This window comes from Rahnella sp. GSA61A (assembly GCF_019969905.1).
Classification (GTDB): Bacteria; Pseudomonadota; Gammaproteobacteria; order Enterobacterales; family Enterobacteriaceae; genus Rahnella; species Rahnella aceris.
In genome coordinates this window covers 250,040-268,539 of record NZ_JAHXYO010000001.1, presented here as the reverse complement: position 1 = coordinate 268,539, position 18,500 = coordinate 250,040, and the positions used below count along the sequence as shown (strand labels likewise).

The window sequence follows — 18,500 nt, the reverse complement described above, 5'->3', positions numbered from 1 at the left end:
ATTCACCTGACTGCCCGTCTTTTTCACCGTTGCTGAATCGCGTTAAAACATTCCGGTAATTTGCGTTGCCGTTTCTGATAATCAAAATACGAGAATTCCCATATGACTTTAATGGGCAATTTAGGAGCATTCCCAGACTGCTGAATTATTAACAAATGTTTTTGCTTTCCTTCCGCTGATATAAACCTTCCAATCAATTTCTAAAATACGTTAATGCTCGCCGCAAAAGTGCTGTAGAATTCCCCGCTTAAATTCCAGCGGTGTGAGTTTGCTGCGGTACTGATGGCTTTTAAATCTGCCCGAAGGCTTATGCCATGCGGGTTGGCATGTAAAATGATGTTGATTTAGACGTGACAGCCAGAAAAAAATTGAAAATGATTTTTGTTAAGGCAAAACGGTCAGGAAATGAGAGTTGGATAGCAGAAGAATATAAATAGTTAAATAATGTTCAGTTTGGCTTTTTTTTAAACGAAATTATTAACCCTCCGAAATTTCTTCAACTAATCATGACGTTATTTTCTATACCCCCTCTAAAAAACCTCATCACATTGCGCTAAGCATTTGTGTGGCTGCGTAAATATTGCCAAACCGTCTCCGCTCTGGCTTGACAAGGTTTTAAAACCATCCGTAAACTCTTTTCTGTGGGAATTTGTGGGGGAAAGTGGTGAAAAGGGTCACAGAGGGGTAGAGCGGTCATGTTTCGTGGCGCGACGATGGTTAACCTCGACAGTAAAGGGCGACTTGCCGTACCCACCCGTTATCGGGATTTACTGAGCGAAGAATCGCAAGGTCAAATGGTGTGCACCATAGACCTCCATCACCCATGTCTCCTCCTTTACCCCCTCCCTGAGTGGGAAGTTATCGAACAAAAATTGTCCCGTCTGTCGAGTATGAACCCCATTGAGCGCCGTATTCAGCGCCTTTTACTGGGGCATGCCAGTGAATGTCAGATGGATAACGCCGGGCGTCTGCTGATTGCAACAACATTGCGTCAGCATGCCGGGCTCGCAAAAGAAGTGATGCTGGTTGGGCAGTTCAATAAGTTTGAATTGTGGGATGAACAGACCTGGTATCAACAAGTTAAGGAAGACATCGACGCTGAACAATCGTCTCAGGAGCCACTTTCTGACCGATTACAGGACTTGTCATTATAAGCATGGTTGAAAACTACAAACACACTTCCGTTTTGCTGGATGAAGCCGTTAACGGCCTCAACATTCGACAGGACGGCATTTACATAGACGGAACTTTTGGCCGTGGTGGCCATTCACGTCTGATTCTGTCCCAGCTTGGGCCGGACGGACGCTTGCTGGCGATTGACCGTGATCCACAGGCGATCAAAGCCGCAGAATCTATTGATGATCCGCGTTTCTCTATCGTTCACGGACCTTTTTCTGATCTGGCCGACTATGTGCGGGATCGGGGTCTCGAAGGCAAGATCGACGGCGTACTGCTGGATTTAGGCGTTTCTTCTCCTCAGCTTGATGATCCTGAACGTGGATTCTCATTTATGCGTGACGGGCCTCTGGATATGCGTATGGATCCTACCCGTGGTTATTCAGCAGCTGAATGGCTGATGAAAGCCGAAGCCGAAGATATTGCCTGGGTGTTGAAAACTTTTGGTGAAGAGCGTTTTGCCAAACGCATTGCACGCGCGATCGTTGAGCGTAACCGCGAATTGCCGATGACCCGGACTAAAGAGCTGGCGGATCTGATCGCTAATGCCTCGCCAGTTCGTGAGAAGCACAAGCATCCGGCCACGCGCAGCTTCCAGGCGATCCGTATCTACATCAACAGTGAGCTGGAAGAGATTGAACGTGCGCTGGATGGCGCACTGGAAATTTTGGCACCTGAAGGGCGTTTATCCGTGATCAGCTTCCACTCTCTGGAAGACCGGATTGTGAAACGCTTCATCCGTCAGCATAGCCGTGGCGCGCAGGTGCCAGCCGGTATCCCGATGACGGAAGCGCAAATCGCGGAACTTGGCGGACGTTCACTGAAATCAGTCGGGAAAATGATGCCCTCTGAAGCCGAAGTGGCAGAGAACCCGCGGGCACGCAGTTCTGTTCTGCGTTTTGCTGAGAGAACAACAGCGTGATAGGCAACGAACGCCACGGATTAGTGGGGGTGATCGCCAGCGATATCCTTCGCAACGGCAAGATCCCGTTAATTCTGATGATCGCCGTTTTGGTCAGTGCAATTTTAGTGGTCACTACCGCTCACCGTACGCGTTTGCTGACGGCTCAGCGTGAACAATTAGTCCTGGAAAGGGATGCGCTGGACATTGAATGGCGCAACCTGATCCTTGAAGAGAACGCCCTCGGTGATCACAGCCGGGTAGAACGCATCGCAACGGAGAAATTGCAAATGCAACACGTTGATCCATCTCAAGAAATTATTGTGGTTCAGCCTTAAAATGCGCACGGAGAATACAGGCAGCGAATGAAAGCAACACGCACCGCGAAGTTAAAGCGTCCCGAAAATCAAGCCAGCTTTATCAGCTGGCGTTTTGCGTTGTTGTGCGCTTGTATCCTGCTGGCATTGGTTGGCCTGATGTTGCGTGTGGCGTATCTGCAGGTGATTAATCCGGATAAGCTGGTGAAGGAAGGTGACCTGCGTTCCCTTCGCGTACAAACCATTCCAACCTCCCGTGGCATGATTACCGATCGCTCTGGTCGCCCGCTGGCGGTCAGTGTACCGGTTAATGCCATCTGGGCTGACCCAAAAGAAATTAGCGATCGCGGCGGTATCACCTCCGATACCAAATGGAAAGCGCTGGCCGATGCACTGAATATGCCTCTTGCCCAACTTTCGTCCCGCATTACTGCCAATCCAAATGGGCGCTTCGTGTATCTGGCGCGTCAGGTCAATCCTGCGGTCGGCGAATATATCCGTAAACTCAAACTGCCGGGGATTTCCCTGCGTCAGGAATCCCGCCGCTATTACCCGGCCGGGCAGGTGACGTCGCATGTTATTGGCGTCACCAATATCGACGGCGAAGGTATTGAAGGCGTCGAGAAGAGTTTTGACCGCTGGCTGACCGGTAAACCGGGTGAACGTACCATTCGTAAAGACCGCTTCGGGCGCGTCATCGAGGATATTTCTACTGTAGACAGCCAGGCGGCACACAATCTGGCGCTCAGCATCGATGAGCGTTTGCAGGCGCTGGTTTACCGCGAGCTTAACAACGCCGTGGCATTCAACAAAGCGGAGTCGGGCACTGCGGTGCTGGTCGATGTGCAAACCGGTGAAGTGCTGGCGATGGCTAACAGCCCGTCCTACAACCCGAACAACATGCCGGATACGCCAAAAGACGTGATGCGTAACCGTGCCATCACCGACATCTTCGAACCGGGTTCCACAGTGAAACCGATGGTGGTGATGACGGCATTGAAAAACGGTGTGGTGCGCGAGAACAGCGTACTGAATACTTTGCCGTACCGGATTAACGGTCATGAGATTAAAGATGTGGCCCGTTACGCGGAGCTTTCCGTTACGGGTATCTTGCAGAAGTCGAGTAACGTCGGTGTTTCACGACTGGCGTTATCGATGCCATCCGCTGAGCTGGTAGATACTTACTCGCGATTCGGATTGGGAAAACCGACCAATTTGGGGCTGGTCGGAGAAAGCAGTGGCTTATACCCTAAAAAACAACGGTGGTCTGACATAGAGAGGGCCACCTTCTCTTTCGGCTACGGGCTAATGGTGACACCTCTCCAGCTAGCGCGAGTCTACGCAACAATCGGCAGCATGGGCGTTTATCGCCCATTGTCGATCACACGAGTTGATCCGCCGGTTTCCGGCGAGCGCGTCTTCCCTGAACCGCTGGTACGTACCGTTGTGCATATGATGGAAAGCGTGGCACTGCCTGGCGGCGGTGGCGTGAAAGCGGCAATCAAGGGCTATCGCATTGCGATTAAAACCGGTACCGCAAAAAAAGTCGGCCCGGATGGGAAGTACGTTAACAAATACATTGCCTATACCGCCGGCGTTGCGCCAGCAAGCAATCCAAGATTTGCCCTTGTGGTGGTTATCAACGATCCACAGGCAGGGAAATATTACGGTGGGGCCGTTTCCGCACCGGTGTTTGGCGCCATCATGGGCGGCGTATTGCGCACCATGAACGTTGAACCGGATGCGCTGACTGCCGATGAAAACGCAGACATAGTGAATAATCAAAAAGAGGCTTCAGGTGGCAGATCGTAATTTGCGCGACATCTTAGCGCCCTGGGTGAGTGATGCCCCGGCGGTAGCGCTAAAAGACATGATTCTGGACAGCCGCGTTGCGGCTGCCGGCGATCTGTTTGTCGCGGTTTCAGGCCATACCAGTGACGGGCGTCGTTTTATTCCCCAGGCAATTGCCCAGGGCGTCGCCGCCGTTGTGGCCGAGGCAAAGGGTGAGCAACAGCACGGAACGGTCTGCCAGATGCATGGCGTACCGGTGGTTTATCTTGAGGATCTCAATATTCTGCTGTCAGAGCTGGCGGGACGTTTTTACCAGCAACCGGGCAAAGAATTACGTCTGGTTGGCGTAACTGGCACCAACGGCAAAACCACGACCACGCAACTGCTGGCGCAATGGAGCCAGTTGCTGGGCGAAACCAGTGCCGTGATGGGCACTGTGGGCAATGGCCTGCTGGATAACGTGATACCAGCGGAAAACACCACCGGTTCTGCCGTACAGGTTCAGCACATTCTGGCTGACCTGGTGAAACTGGGTGCAACCTTTGCCGCAATGGAAGTTTCTTCACACGGGCTGGTTCAGCACCGTGTTGCCGCACTGCCGTTTGCCGCTGCCGCATTTACCAACCTGAGCCGTGATCACCTTGATTACCACGGTGATATGCAAAGCTATGAAGATGCCAAATGGCAGCTTTTCGCCTCACATCAGGTCGGTCAAAAAATTATCAATGCTGACGATGAAGTCGGTGCACGCTGGCTGGCGAAAACGCCAAATGCGATTGCGGTCAGCATGGAAGACAAAATTCCGGCAGGCTGGAGTGGCCGCTGGCTGGTGGCACGTAGCGTGAATTATCACGATAACGGTGCCACCGTAAACATCGATTCAAGCTGGGGTGAAGGCAAGCTGGAGAGCCGCCTGATGGGGGCCTTCAACGTCAGCAATCTGCTGGTTGCGCTGGCCACGCTGCTTTCTCTGGATTATCCGCTGGCGCAATTACTGGTGACCGCCTCTCAGCTGCAACCGGTTTGTGGCCGTATGGAAGTTTTCAATGCGCCGGGTAAACCTACGGCGGTGGTTGATTATGCGCACACTCCTGACGCACTGGAAAAAGCGCTGGCGGCAGCGCGGCTACATTGTCGTGGCACGTTGTGGTGCGTTTTTGGTTGCGGTGGAGATCGCGATAAAGGCAAGCGTCCGCTGATGGGCGCTATTGCTGAGCAATACGCTGACCGCGTGATTGTTACCGATGATAATCCTCGCAGCGAAGAGCCTCGCGCTATCGTTGCAGATATCCTTGCCGGTCTGCTTGATGCAGGACGTGTGCAGGAAATCCATGGCCGCGCAGAAGCAGTCACCAGCGCGATCATGCAGGCGAAAGAAGACGACGTTGTGTTGATTGCCGGTAAAGGGCATGAGGATTACCAGCTCGTCGGAAACCAGCGTCTCGACTATTCCGACCGTGTGACGGTTGCACGTTTGCTGGGGGTGATCGCATGATCCGTGTTTCCCTGCAAACGCTGGCTGATGCGCTCAACGCTGAGCTCATCGGCACTGATACTCAAATTGACAGCGTGACGACGGACACCCGTCAGATCACTGAAGGCTGTTTGTTTGTCGCCCTGAAAGGCGAAAAATTCGATGCCCACGACTTTGCCGCTGATGCCGTAAAAGCCGGTTCAGGGGCTTTACTGGTAAGTAAGCGCTTACCGGTAGATGTTCCTCAGTTAGTGGTTGCTGACACCCGTATTGCGCTCGGGCAACTGGGCGGCTGGGTGCGTCAGCAGGTTCCGGCGCGTGTCGTCGGCCTGACCGGTTCTTCCGGCAAGACGTCTGTGAAAGAGATGACCGCGGCGATTTTGCGCGAGTGCGGCAATGTGCTGTATACCGCAGGCAACTTCAATAACGACATTGGCGTTCCTCTGACGTTGCTGCGCTTAACGGCAGAACATGATTTTGCTGTCATCGAAATGGGTGCGAATCATGCGGGTGAAATCGCCTACACCACTGCCCTGGCACGACCTGAAACGGCGCTGGTGAATAACTTGTCCGCCGCACATCTGGAGGGTTTCGGTTCCCTCGCAGGCGTGGCTCGTGCGAAAGGCGAGATTTTCGATGGGCTGCCGGAAAACGGCATTGCCGTGATCAATGCGGATAACAACGATTGGGCGAACTGGCAGCATAAGCTGAACGGTAAAACCGTCTGGCGTTTCTCTCCCACTTTCGGTGAAGGCATCGATTTCAGTGCCACTGATGTCAACATCAGCCCGCTGAATACCACGTTCACTCTGCATTCTCCTCAGGGCAGCATTGATGTCTCGCTGCCGGTTCCGGGTCGTCACAATATCGCTAACGCACTCGCTGCGGCTGCGCTGGCAATGTCTGTCGGTGCATCGCCGGAGAACGTGCGCGCCGGGCTGGCGACGCTGCAATCCGTGAAAGGGCGCTTATTCCCGATCGTTATCAGCGAGGGCAAAACCTTGCTTGATGACAGCTACAACGCGAATGTGGGTTCAATGACCGCTGCCGCACAGGTGCTGGCGGAAATGCCGGGCTACCGCGTGATGGCAGTGGGCGATATGGCTGAACTGGGCGCTGAAAGCGAACATTGCCATCGTCAGGTCGGTGAAGCTATCCGCGACGCCGGTATCGACAAAGTATTCAGCATTGGTCATGACAGCCGCATCATCAGTGATGTCAGCGGGTGTGGTGAACATCTGGAAGATAAGGCAGCCCTGACGGCCCGTTTAACGAGCTTACTGTCTGAACATGCGGTAATTACCGTTTTGATTAAAGGTTCACGTAGTGCCGCAATGGAGCAGGTAGTACGCGCGTTACAGGAGAATGCAACATGTTAGTTTGGCTGGCCGAACATTTGGTCAAATATTATTCCGGCTTCAACGTCTTTTCTTATCTGACGTTTCGCGCCATTGTCAGCCTGCTGACCGCTTTGTTCCTGTCGCTGTGGATTGGGCCTCGCATGATTGCCCGTCTGCAGAAAATGTCTTTCGGCCAGATTGTCCGTAACGACGGCCCGGAATCACATTTCAGTAAACGTGGTACACCAACGATGGGCGGCCTGATGATTCTGGCGTCTATCACGATTTCGGTATTGATGTGGGCCTATCCGTCCAATCCGTACGTGTGGTGTGTGCTGTTCGTATTGCTGGGTTACGGTGTGGTGGGCTTTATCGATGACTATCGCAAAGTCGTGCGTAAAGACACCAAGGGGCTGATCGCCCGCTGGAAATACTTCTGGCAGTCAGTCATTGCGCTGGCAGCCGCTTTCACGATGTATGCCATTGGTAAAGATACGCCAGCGACCGAGCTGGTGGTGCCGTTCTTTAAAGACATCATGCCGCAGCTGGGTTTGATGTACATCCTGCTGAGCTACTTTGTGATTGTCGGTACCAGTAACGCCGTCAATCTGACGGATGGTCTGGACGGGCTGGCGATTATGCCAACGGTTTTCGTCGCGGCGGGCTTTGCGCTGGTGGCGTGGGCGACCGGTAACATGAATTTCGCCAGCTACCTGCACATCCCTTATCTGCGTCATGCAGGTGAACTGGTGATCGTGTGTACCGCAATTGTCGGTGCCGGGCTTGGGTTCCTGTGGTTCAACACCTATCCGGCACAAGTTTTCATGGGCGATGTCGGTTCTCTGGCGCTGGGTGGCGCGCTGGGCACTATCGCTGTGCTGCTGCGTCAGGAGTTTTTGCTGGTGATTATGGGCGGTGTGTTTGTTGTCGAAACCCTGTCGGTAATCTTACAAGTTGGGTCCTTTAAGTTACGTGGGCAGCGCATTTTCCGTATGGCGCCTATCCATCATCACTACGAACTTAAAGGCTGGCCGGAACCGCGCGTTATTGTGCGCTTCTGGATTATTTCGCTGATGCTGGTGCTGATTGGCCTGGCGACGCTGAAGGTACGGTAATTATGGCTGACTATCAGGGTAAAAAAGTGGTCATCATCGGGCTGGGTCTTACCGGCCTGTCTTGTGTTGATTTCTTTGTTGCACGTGGCGTCACGCCGCGTGTCATTGATACCCGCGTCAGCCCGCCAGGACTCGATAAACTGGCGGATAACATTGAGTGTCATCTCGGTTCACTCAATGAAGACTGGCTGCTGGACGCTGATTTGATCATTTCAAGTCCGGGTGTTGCGCTGGCAACGCCAGCACTGAGTGCAGCTGCAGAGGCTGGCGTGGAAATCATTGGCGATATCGAATTGTTCTGCCGCGAAACGCAAACCCCAATTGTGGCTATCACCGGTTCGAACGGTAAAAGCACCGTCACCACGCTGGTCGGCGAGATGGCGAAAGCGGCCGGATGGCGCGTGGGCGTGGGCGGCAATATCGGTTTGCCTGTGCTGACCATGCTGGATCACGAATACGATCTGTTTGTGCTTGAGCTTTCCAGCTTCCAGCTTGAAACCACACACAGTCTTCATGCGGCGGCGGCGACTATTCTCAACGTAACTGAAGACCACATGGACCGCTATCCGTTTGGTTTGCAGCAATACCGTGCAGCCAAACTGAAAGTTTATGAGAACGCAGCATTATGCGTCGTCAATGCCGACGATGCGCTGACCATGCCGGTACGTGGCGCGGATAAACGCTGCGTGAGTTTTGGTGTTGATGTGGGTGATTACCATCTGACCCGTCAGCAGGATGATATCTGGTTACGTGTGCGTGGCGAGAAAGTCCTGAATACCCGTGAGATGCCACTGACAGGACGCCATAACTACACCAATGCCCTGGCGGCGCTGGCGCTGGCGGATGCAGTCGGTATTCCTCATGCGTCCAGCCTGAAAGCCCTGACGACCTTTACCGGTCTGGCTCATCGTTTTCAGGTGGCATGGCAACATAACGGCGTTCGCTGGATTAACGACTCTAAAGCGACCAATGTCGGCAGTACCGAAGCCGCATTGAACGGTCTGCACGTTGAAGGCACGCTGCATCTGTTATTAGGCGGGGACGGTAAATCTGCTGATTTCTCGCCACTGACGCGTTATTTGCAGGGCGACAATCTGCGTATTTACTGCTTTGGCCGTGATGGCGCAGAGCTGGCGGATTTGCGCCCTGACGTTTCTTCCTTGTTTGAAACGATGGAACAGGCGATGCGTGATATCAGCACGCGTGTGGTTTCCGGCGATATGGTTTTACTGTCGCCAGCCTGCGCCAGCCTGGATCAGTTCCGCAGTTTTGAACAACGCGGCGATGTCTTTACCGCGCTGGCGAAGGAGTTGGGTTGATGCGGATACCCGGGCTGAGCCTCGTCGGCAAATTTAATGATTGGGTGATGGGCGCCAAAGAAAGCGAGTCCGTCACCCTGGTGTTGTATGACCGGACTTTGCTATGGCTGACCTTCGGGCTGGCTATCGTCGGCTTCGTGATGGTGACATCAGCGTCGATGCCGATTGGTCAGCGTCTGGCAGACGATCCGTTTTTGTTTGCTAAACGTGATGCTATTTATCTCGGTCTGGCCTTTGGTTTATCACTGGTGACATTGCGTGTGCCGATGGCGGTCTGGCAGAAGTACAGCAATGTCCTGCTGCTGCTGTCGGTCATCATGTTGCTGGTGGTGCTGGTGGTGGGCAGCTCGGTTAACGGGGCATCACGCTGGATTTCTCTCGGGCCGCTGCGTATTCAGCCGGCAGAGTTCTCCAAGTTGTCACTGTTCTGCTACCTCGCCAGCTATCTGGTGCGCAAAGTGGATGAAGTGCGCAGTAACTTTTGGGGCTTCTGCAAACCGATGGGTGTGATGGTCGTGCTGGCAGTATTGCTGTTGGCTCAGCCGGACCTTGGTACGGTGGTTGTACTGTTCATCACCACGCTGGCGATGTTATTCCTGGCAGGGGCCAAAATGTGGCAGTTCCTGGCCATTATCGGTTCGGGCGTATTCGCAGTGGTACTGCTGGTTCTTGCCGAGCCATACCGCATGCGTCGTGTGACATCGTTCTGGAATCCGTGGGCGGATCCGTTTGGTAGCGGCTACCAGTTAACTCAGTCACTGATGGCATTTGGTCGTGGCGAATTCTGGGGACAAGGTTTAGGTAATTCAGTCCAGAAACTGGAGTATTTACCTGAAGCACACACCGACTTTATCTTCTCCATTTTAGGCGAGGAATTGGGGTATTTCGGTGTGGTTCTCGCCCTGTTAATGGTATTCTTCGTCGCTTTTCGCGCCATGTCCATCGGGCGTCGCGCGTTAGAGACCGACCAGCGTTTTTCTGGGTTTTTAGCCTGTTCAATTGGCGTGTGGTTTAGCTTCCAGGCGTTGGTTAACGTCGGGGCTGCGGCGGGCATGTTGCCCACTAAAGGCCTGACATTGCCGCTCATCAGTTACGGTGGGTCGAGCCTGTTAATTATGTCGACGGCAATCGTGTTATTGCTGCGAGTGGATTTTGAAACGCGGCTGGCAAAAGCCCAGGCGTTTGTAAGGAGTGCCCGATGAGTGGCAATACCCGGCGTTTAATGGTGATGGCAGGTGGTACCGGGGGACATGTTTTCCCGGGACTGGCAGTAGCCCATCATCTTATCGCGCAAGGTTGGGAAGTTCGCTGGCTGGGTACAGCAGACCGAATGGAAGCGGATTTGGTTCCAAAACATGGTATCGAGATTGATTTCATTAAAATTGCCGGATTGCGTGGGAAAGGTCTTAAAGCGCAACTAACGGCACCGGTTCGCATATATCATGCGTGGCGTCAGGCGAAGGCCATCATGAAGCGCTTCCAGCCTGATGTGGTATTGGGCATGGGCGGATATGTGTCCGGTCCCGGAGGCCTGGCTGCCTGGTCACTGGGTATTCCGGTGGTGTTACACGAACAAAATGGCATTGCCGGCATGACCAATAAAGGGTTGTCACACATTGCCAAAAAAGTATTGCAGGCGTTTCCGGGGGCATTTCCAAATGCTGACGTTGTTGGCAATCCGGTGCGTACTGACGTGCTGGCGCTGGAATTACCGGCAACCCGACTGGCCGGCCGCGAAGGTCCAATCCGCGTATTAGTGATTGGTGGCAGTCAGGGCGCGCGAGTCCTTAATCAGAGCATGCCGGAAGTGGCAGCGCTGATGGGCGATAAGATTACGTTGTGGCACCAGGTCGGTAAAGGTGCTCTGGCGTCAGTGCATCAGGCTTATGAAAAAGCCGGTCAGACGCAGCATAAAGTGACCGAATTCATTGATGACATGGCAGAGGCTTATGCCTGGGCCGATGTGGTGGTTTGCCGCTCCGGTGCGTTAACGGTCAGTGAAATTGCCGCCGCAGGTTTACCCGCGATTTTTGTGCCTTTCCAGCATAAAGACCGTCAACAGTACTGGAATGCGCTACCGCTGGAAAAAGCCGGTGCCGCGAAGATTATCGAACAGAAAGATTTTAGTGCCGCCGCCGTCGCTGATCTGATGGCCGGATGGGACAGAACCCATCTGATGGAAATGGCGATGGCAGCACGTGCCGCCGCCATCCCTGATGCGACAGAGCGTGTAGCCGCTGAAGTGGTTGCCGCAAGCAAAAAATGAAAATGAACGGGCCACGCAGTGTGGGGTCCCAGCCGTAAGAAACGGATTAATCAGTAACCTGAAATAGTGAATAAAAACGTGAATACACAACAATTGGCGAAACTGCGTACCTTCGTGCCCGAGATGCATCGTGTCCGGCACATTCACTTTGTTGGCATCGGTGGTGCCGGCATGGGTGGTATCGCCGAAGTGTTGGCCAATGAAGGCTATCAGATCAGCGGTTCTGATTTAGCACCTAACGCGGTGACTCAGCAACTGACCGCGCTGGGCGCGACGATTTATTTCAATCACCGCCCGGAGAACGTGCTGGATGCCAGTGTGGTGGTAGTTTCCACCGCTATTTCATCCGATAACCCGGAAATTGTTGCGGCGCGTGAAGCCCGTATTCCGGTGATCCGCCGCGCGGAAATGCTCGCTGAACTGATGCGTTTTCGTCACGGTATTGCCGTGGCAGGTACGCACGGTAAAACAACGACCACGGCGATGGTGACCAGTATTTATGCCGAGGCCGGACTAGACCCGACCTTTGTAAACGGTGGACTGGTGAAAGCGGCAGGTACGCATGCGCGTCTGGGGTCAAGCCGTTTTCTGATCGCTGAAGCAGACGAAAGCGACGCGTCTTTCCTGCATCTGCAACCGATGGTGGCCATCGTGACCAACATTGAAGCGGATCACATGGACACGTATCAGGGTGACTTTGAAATCCTGAAGCAGACGTTCATCAATTTCCTGCACAACCTGCCGTTCTACGGGCGCGCAGTGATGTGTATTGATGATCCGGTTATCCGTGAGCTGATCCCACGCGTAGGACGTCATATGACGACGTACGGTTTCAGCGAAGACGCCGATGTGATTATCGAAAATTACCGTCAGGTGGGCGCGCAAGGTCACTTTACGCTGCGCCGTCAGGACTTGCCGCTGATAAGCGTTACGCTCAATGCGCCGGGTCGTCACAATGCGCTGAACGCCGCGGCCGCAGTTGCCGTCGCGACGGACGAAAATATCAGCGACGATGCTATTTTGCGCGCGCTGGCAGGTTTTCAGGGTACCGGCCGTCGTTTCGATTTTCTGGGCGAATACGCGCTGGAAAATGTGAACGGTAAAACAGGTAGCGCGATGCTGGTCGATGACTACGGCCACCATCCGACAGAAGTGGATGCGACGATCAAAGCCGCGCGTGCGGGCTGGGCAAACAAGCGCCTGGTGATGATCTTCCAGCCGCACCGTTATACCCGTACTCGCGATCTGTACGACGATTTCGCAAATGTGCTTTCGCAGGTTGATGTGCTGATCATGCTGGATGTGTATCCGGCCGGTGAAGCGCCGATCCCTGGCGCAGACAGCCGCTCGTTGTGCCGCACTATTCGCGCACGCGGCAAGCTTGATCCGATTTTGGTTTCTGATATTGAGGCGGTGCCGGAAAGTCTGGCGCAAATCCTCGAAGGCGACGATTTAGTTCTGGTTCAGGGCGCCGGTAATGTCGGCAGAGTGGCCCGTAAATTGGCAGATCAAAAGCTGCAACCAGTAAAGAAAGGTGAAGAACATCATGTCTGAGAAAGTAGCGGTATTGTTGGGTGGTACTTCCGCAGAACGCGATGTGTCATTACAGTCAGGCGCCGCAGTGCTGGCTGGTTTACGCGAATCCGGTGTTGATGCCCACGGCATCGATACCAAAACGTTTAATGTGGCGCTTCTCAAAGAAGAAGGGTACAGCAAAGTCTTTATCGCACTTCACGGTCGCGGTGGCGAAGACGGAACGTTGCAGGGTTTGCTGGAGCAAATCGGTTTGCCTTATACCGGCAGCGGCGTGATGGCGTCGGCGCTCACTATGGACAAGTTCCGCACCAAACTGGTGTGGCAGGCTTTAGGGTTACCGGTCACGCCGTTTGTCGCACTGCATCGTTCACAAATTGAGGAAGCAGGGCAGGGCGCTCTGGCGGCAAAAATCGCTGAATTAGGCCTGCCGGTGATCGTCAAACCAAGCCGTGAAGGTTCCAGCGTCGGGATGAGCAAAGTGACAACGGAAAAAGAGTTGTTACCCGCCCTGCAGGAAGGCTTCAGGCATGACGATAACGTACTGATCGAAAAATGGCTGAGTGGCCCGGAATATACCGTGGCTATCGTGGGCAACCAGGTGATGCCCTCGATTCGCATCCAGCCAGCCGGTACGTTTTATGACTATCAGGCAAAATATCTGTCTGATGAAACACAATATTTTTGCCCGAGCGGTTTAAGCGAAGCGCAGGAGCAGCAGTTGACTTCACTGGCTTTGCAGGCTTATCAGGCGCTCGATTGCAGTGGCTGGGGACGTGTCGACGTCATGCAGGACGGTGACGGCAACTTCAACTTACTGGAAGTGAATACGTCGCCGGGAATGACCAGCCACAGTCTGGTGCCGATGGCGGCTAAACACGCCGGGCTGAGTTTCCCGCAACTCGTTTTCCGTATTCTGGAACTGGCAGACTGATATGTCTCAAGCCGCCCTGAATACCCGAGAGCGTGAGACGGCCGAGAGCAACGGCCGTCGCAGTAACGGTGGCCAGCTGGCAGGGATCGTGTTTCTGCTGTTGGTGGTAGGAACGATTTTATGGAGTGCGTGGGCCGTTGTGGGCTGGATGCAGGATGCAAACCGATTGCCGTTGTCCCAGTTAGTTGTCACCGGGGAGCGGCATTACACGACCAACGATGATATTCGTCAGGCGATTCTGTCCTTAGGGGCACCGGGAACGTTCATGACGCAGGATGTAAACGTCATTCAGCAGCAGATTGAGCGTTTACCCTGGATAAAACAGGTCAGCGTACGTAAGCAATGGCCGAATGAACTGAAGATACATCTCGTGGAGTATGTGCCGGTCGCACACTGGAATGATTTGCATATGGTTGATGCCGATGGCAAATCTTTCAGCATACCCGCCGAGCGTGTGGTCAAACAAAAAATGCCGTTGCTTTACGGTCCGGAAGGCAGCGAACAGGATGTTTTGCAGGGCTTTCAAACGATGAGTCAGGCGCTGGCCGCCGGCAAGTTCACGTTGAAAGCAGTGGCAATGAGTGCACGTCACTCGTGGCAGTTAACTCTGGATAATGACGTCCGGCTGGAATTGGGGAGAGATGACCGGATGGGGCGTTTACAACGTTTTATCGAGCTTTACCCGCGATTCCAGCAACAGGCTGAAGCCGATAAAAAACGCATCACTTATGTCGATTTACGTTATGACAGCGGTGCGTCAGTAGGTTGGGCACCAGAGTTTATTGACCAGCAAAACAGTAATCAGCAACAGAATCAGGCACAGGCTAAACAACAATGATCAAGTCGACGGACAGAAAACTGGTAGTTGGGCTGGAGATCGGTACGGCAAAGGTCGCCGCATTGGTGGGGGAAGTTCTGCCCGATGGCATGGTCAATATTATTGGCGTGGGCAGTTGCCCATCCCGTGGCATGGACAAGGGTGGCGTGAATGACCTGGAATCGGTGGTGAAATGCGTACAGCGCGCCATCGATCAGGCTGAATTGATGGCGGATTGCCAAATTTCCTCTGTTTACCTTGCTTTGTCTGGTAAACATATCAGTTGTCAGAATGAAATAGGGATGGTTCCTATTTCAGAAGAGGAAGTCACGCAGGAAGATGTAGAGAACGTGGTGCATACCGCTAAGTCGGTACGCGTACGTGATGAGCATCGGGTTCTGCATGTGATCCCTCAGGAATATGCCATTGATTATCAGGAAGGGATTAAAAACCCGGTCGGACTTTCCGGCGTGCGTATGCAGGCTAAAGTTCACCTGATTACCTGCCATAACGATATGGCGAAGAACATTGTGAAAGCGGTAGAACGCTGTGGCTTAAAAGTCGACCAGCTTATTTTTGCCGGTCTGGCAGCCAGTTATGCCGTTCTGACGGAAGATGAACGTGAATTAGGTGTTTGTGTCGTTGATATTGGTGGTGGAACCATGGATATCGCGGTTTATACCGGCGGCGCACTACGTCATACTAAGGTAATCCCTTATGCAGGGAATGTGGTCACCAGCGACATCGCTTATGCGTTTGGAACGCCACCGACCGATGCCGAAGCGATCAAGGTTCGCCACGGTTGTGCATTAGGTTCAATTGTCGGCAAAGACGAAAACGTCGAAGTGCCGAGCGTCGGTGGGCGTCCACCACGCAGTCTGCAGCGTCAGACACTGGCTGAAGTTATCGAGCCTCGTTACACAGAATTGCTGAATTTAGTGAACGATGAAATTTTGCAATTGCAGGAGCAGTTACGTCAGCAAGGCGTAAAACATCATCTGGCCGCCGGCATTGTTCTGACAGGCGGTGCAGCACAAATTGATGGTCTGGCAGCTTGTGCGCAGCGGGTATTCCATACCCAGGTGCGTATCGGGCAACCCCTGAACATCACCGGGCTGACGGATTATGCGCAGGAACCTTACTACTCAACGGCTGTAGGGCTGCTGCACTACGGGAAGGAGTCTCACCTGAGCGGTGAGGCCGAAGTAGAAAAACGTGCCTCAGTGGGCAACTGGTTCAAACGAATCAACAGCTGGCTGAGAAAAGAGTTCTAATGTTTTAACAACGGGATCATGCTGTTAAGGTTTTTGATCCCGACGCGACAGGCACAAAACGGAGAGAAACTATGTTTGAACCTATGGAACTGACCAATGACGCGGTGATTAAAGTCATCGGCGTCGGTGGTGGCGGCGGTAATGCTGTCGAACACATGGTGCGTGAGCGCATCGAAGGTGTTGAATTCTTTGCCGTTAACACAGACGCTCAGGCGTTACGTAAAACGGCAGTAGGCCAGACGATTCAGATCGGTAGCGGTATTACCAAAGGTCTGGGAGCTGGTGCGAACCCGGAAGTGGGTCGCAATTCTGCAGAAGAAGACCGTGAAGCCCTGCGCGCTGCGCTTGAAGGTGCTGACATGGTCTTTATCGCAGCGGGCATGGGTGGCGGTACCGGGACCGGTGCAGCGCCAGTGGTTGCTGAAGTAGCAAAAGATTTAGGTATTCTGACCGTTGCTGTTGTGACTAAGCCTTTCAACTTCGAAGGCAAAAAGCGCATGGCATTCGCGGAGCAGGGTATTGCTGAATTGTCCAAACATGTGGACTCCCTGATCACTATCCCGAACGACAAGCTTTTAAAAGTTCTGGGCCGTGGTATCTCTCTGCTGGACGCCTTCGGTGCGGCCAACGACGTGCTGAAAGGTGCGGTGCAGGGTATCGCTGAACTGATCACCCGTCCAGGTCTGATGAACGTCGACTTCGCTGACGTGCGCACAGTTATGTCCGAAATGGGTTATGCCATGATGGGCTCCGGTGTGGCATGTGGCGAAGACCGTGCTGAAGAAGCCGCTGAAATGGCGATTTCCAGCCCGCTGCTGGAAGACATCGATTTGTCCGGCGCGCGCGGCGTTCTGGTCAACATTACTGCGGGCTTCGACCTGCGTCTGGATGAATTCGAAACCGTGGGTAACACCATTCGTGCTTTCGCATCAGACAACGCAACCGTCGTTATCGGTACGTCTCTTGATCCGGAAATGAACGACGAATTGCGTGTGACCGTTGTTGCAACCGGTATCGGCATGGACAAACGTCCTGAGATCACTCTGGTGACCAACAAACCGGCCAGCCAGCCAGTCATGGATCATCGTTACCAGCAGCACGGGATGTCTCCGTTGCCGCAGGAAACGAAACCCGCGGCGAAAGTGGTCAATGATCAAAGCGCGCAATCTAATAAAGAGCCCGACTATCTGGACATCCCGGCCTTCCTGCGTAAGCAGGCAGACTAGTCCGAATTGTAGGATCTCCGCTCTTTGTGCTAAACTGTCCCGCCGACCTTAAGGTATGCTTAGGTCGGTTGGATGGATAAACATTGCGAGATAAAAACGATGATCAAACAACGTACATTAAAACGTATCGTTCAGGCGACGGGCGTCGGTTTGCATACCGGCAAGAAAGTCACCCTGACTCTGCGTCCTGCACCGGCAAATACCGGGGTCATCTATCGTCGCACTGACTTGAATCCACCGGTTGATTTCCCGGCAGATGCAAAATCCGTGCGTGATACCATGCTCTGTACTTGCCTGGTTAATGAGCATGACGTACGTATTTCTACGGTAGAGCACCTTAATGCGGCATTAGCTGGCCTGGGCATCGATAATATCGTTATCGAAGTCGATGCGCCTGAAGTGCCGATTATGGACGGCAGTGCTGCACCTTTCGTCTATCTGTTGATGGATGCAGGGATTGAAGAGCTGAACAGCGCGAAGAAATTCTTGCGCATCAAAGATACCGTGCGTGTTGAAGACGGCGATAAGTGGGCTGAGTTCAAACCATTTAATGGTTTCTCTCTGGACTTCACTATCGACTTCAATCACCCGGCGATTGATTCCAGCTCACAGCGCTACAAAATGAACTTCTCCGCAGAAGCATTTGTTCGCCAAATCAGCCGCGCACGTACTTTTGGTTTTATGCGTGATATCGAGTACCTGCAGTCACGCGGTTTGTGCCTGGGTGGCAGCTTTGATTGCGCAATTGTTGTGGATGATTATCGCGTGCTTAACGAAGATGGCTTGCGTTTTGAAGATGAATTCGTTCGTCACAAAATGCTGGATGCTATCGGTGACTTGTTCATGTGTGGCCATAACATCATTGGTGCGTTTACCGCATACAAATCGGGTCACGCGTTGAACAACAAGTTATTGCAAGCGGTACTGGCTAAGCAGGAAGCCTGGGAATTAGTCACATTCCAGGATGAAGCTGAAATGCCACTGGCTTTTAAAGCACCGTCTACAGTATTGGCGTAA

At 53.3% G+C, this 18,500-nt stretch carries 16 protein-coding genes; all 16 read left to right on the top strand.

What is annotated here, in order from left to right; translation table 11 throughout:
• The first annotated feature begins 695 nt into the window (after positions 1–695).
• The 16 genes from mraZ (at position 696) to lpxC (ending at position 18,500) form a co-directional block, all read left to right on the top strand.
• A complete protein-coding gene (gene mraZ / locus LC431_RS01205; RefSeq protein WP_013577018.1) occupies positions 696–1,154 on the top strand; it encodes a division/cell wall cluster transcriptional repressor MraZ in 459 nt (152 codons plus the stop codon).
• A gap of 2 nt (positions 1,155–1,156) precedes the next feature.
• Positions 1,157–2,098 carry a 16S rRNA (cytosine(1402)-N(4))-methyltransferase RsmH gene (rsmH, locus tag LC431_RS01200; RefSeq protein WP_037033435.1) on the top strand — a complete coding sequence of 314 codons (942 nt, stop codon included), beginning with the start codon at positions 1,157–1,159 and terminating at the stop codon, positions 2,096–2,098.
• The gene (gene ftsL, locus LC431_RS01195) at positions 2,095–2,415 is read left to right on the top strand and encodes a cell division protein FtsL (protein ID WP_013577016.1); all 321 of its coding nucleotides are present in this window, start codon (positions 2,095–2,097) and stop codon (positions 2,413–2,415) included. The genes rsmH and ftsL overlap by 4 nt, the downstream gene beginning before the upstream one ends.
• A gap of 27 nt (positions 2,416–2,442) precedes the next feature.
• Positions 2,443–4,206, top strand: a complete 1,764-nt coding sequence (locus tag LC431_RS01190; protein ID WP_013577015.1) for a peptidoglycan glycosyltransferase FtsI — start codon at positions 2,443–2,445, stop codon at positions 4,204–4,206.
• Positions 4,193–5,680 (top strand): UDP-N-acetylmuramoyl-L-alanyl-D-glutamate--2,6-diaminopimelate ligase, encoded by a 1,488-nt coding sequence (gene murE, locus LC431_RS01185; RefSeq protein WP_119262107.1) that lies wholly within the window; start codon positions 4,193–4,195, stop codon positions 5,678–5,680. Before LC431_RS01190 ends, murE begins: the two co-directional genes overlap by 14 nt.
• The gene (gene murF, locus LC431_RS01180) at positions 5,677–7,038 is read left to right on the top strand and encodes a UDP-N-acetylmuramoyl-tripeptide--D-alanyl-D-alanine ligase (protein WP_119262106.1); all 1,362 of its coding nucleotides are present in this window, start codon (positions 5,677–5,679) and stop codon (positions 7,036–7,038) included. Before murE ends, murF begins: the two co-directional genes overlap by 4 nt.
• Positions 7,032–8,114 (top strand): phospho-N-acetylmuramoyl-pentapeptide-transferase, encoded by a 1,083-nt coding sequence (gene mraY, locus LC431_RS01175; protein ID WP_013577012.1) that lies wholly within the window; start codon positions 7,032–7,034, stop codon positions 8,112–8,114. Before murF ends, mraY begins: the two co-directional genes overlap by 7 nt.
• 2 nt (positions 8,115–8,116) lie before the next feature.
• Positions 8,117–9,433: a UDP-N-acetylmuramoyl-L-alanine--D-glutamate ligase gene (murD, locus tag LC431_RS01170; protein ID WP_015690469.1), complete on the top strand. Its 1,317-nt coding sequence runs from the start codon at positions 8,117–8,119 to the stop codon at positions 9,431–9,433.
• Positions 9,433–10,635, top strand: coding sequence for a cell division protein FtsW (gene ftsW, locus LC431_RS01165; protein WP_013577010.1), 1,203 nt, complete (start codon positions 9,433–9,435; stop codon positions 10,633–10,635). Before murD ends, ftsW begins: the two co-directional genes overlap by 1 nt.
• Entirely contained in the window at positions 10,632–11,699 is a 1,068-nt protein-coding gene (gene murG / locus LC431_RS01160; protein WP_223509172.1) for an undecaprenyldiphospho-muramoylpentapeptide beta-N-acetylglucosaminyltransferase, read from the top strand. The genes ftsW and murG overlap by 4 nt, the downstream gene beginning before the upstream one ends.
• A 78-nt stretch (positions 11,700–11,777) precedes the next feature.
• The gene (gene murC, locus LC431_RS01155) at positions 11,778–13,253 is read left to right on the top strand and encodes a UDP-N-acetylmuramate--L-alanine ligase (RefSeq protein ID WP_015690468.1); all 1,476 of its coding nucleotides are present in this window, start codon (positions 11,778–11,780) and stop codon (positions 13,251–13,253) included.
• The gene (locus LC431_RS01150) at positions 13,246–14,166 is read left to right on the top strand and encodes a D-alanine--D-alanine ligase (protein ID WP_112150990.1); all 921 of its coding nucleotides are present in this window, start codon (positions 13,246–13,248) and stop codon (positions 14,164–14,166) included. Before murC ends, LC431_RS01150 begins: the two co-directional genes overlap by 8 nt.
• A 1-nt stretch (position 14,167) precedes the next feature.
• Positions 14,168–15,004 (top strand): cell division protein FtsQ, encoded by an 837-nt coding sequence (gene ftsQ, locus LC431_RS01145; RefSeq protein ID WP_013577006.1) that lies wholly within the window; start codon positions 14,168–14,170, stop codon positions 15,002–15,004.
• Positions 15,001–16,257 (top strand): cell division protein FtsA, encoded by a 1,257-nt coding sequence (ftsA, locus tag LC431_RS01140; RefSeq protein ID WP_009634688.1) that lies wholly within the window; start codon positions 15,001–15,003, stop codon positions 16,255–16,257. The genes ftsQ and ftsA overlap by 4 nt, the downstream gene beginning before the upstream one ends.
• Positions 16,258–16,328: 71 nt before the next feature.
• Positions 16,329–17,483: a cell division protein FtsZ gene (ftsZ, locus tag LC431_RS01135; RefSeq protein WP_013577005.1), complete on the top strand. Its 1,155-nt coding sequence runs from the start codon at positions 16,329–16,331 to the stop codon at positions 17,481–17,483.
• 99 nt (positions 17,484–17,582) lie between these two features.
• Positions 17,583–18,500, top strand: a complete 918-nt coding sequence (gene lpxC, locus LC431_RS01130; RefSeq protein WP_015690467.1) for a UDP-3-O-acyl-N-acetylglucosamine deacetylase — start codon at positions 17,583–17,585, stop codon at positions 18,498–18,500.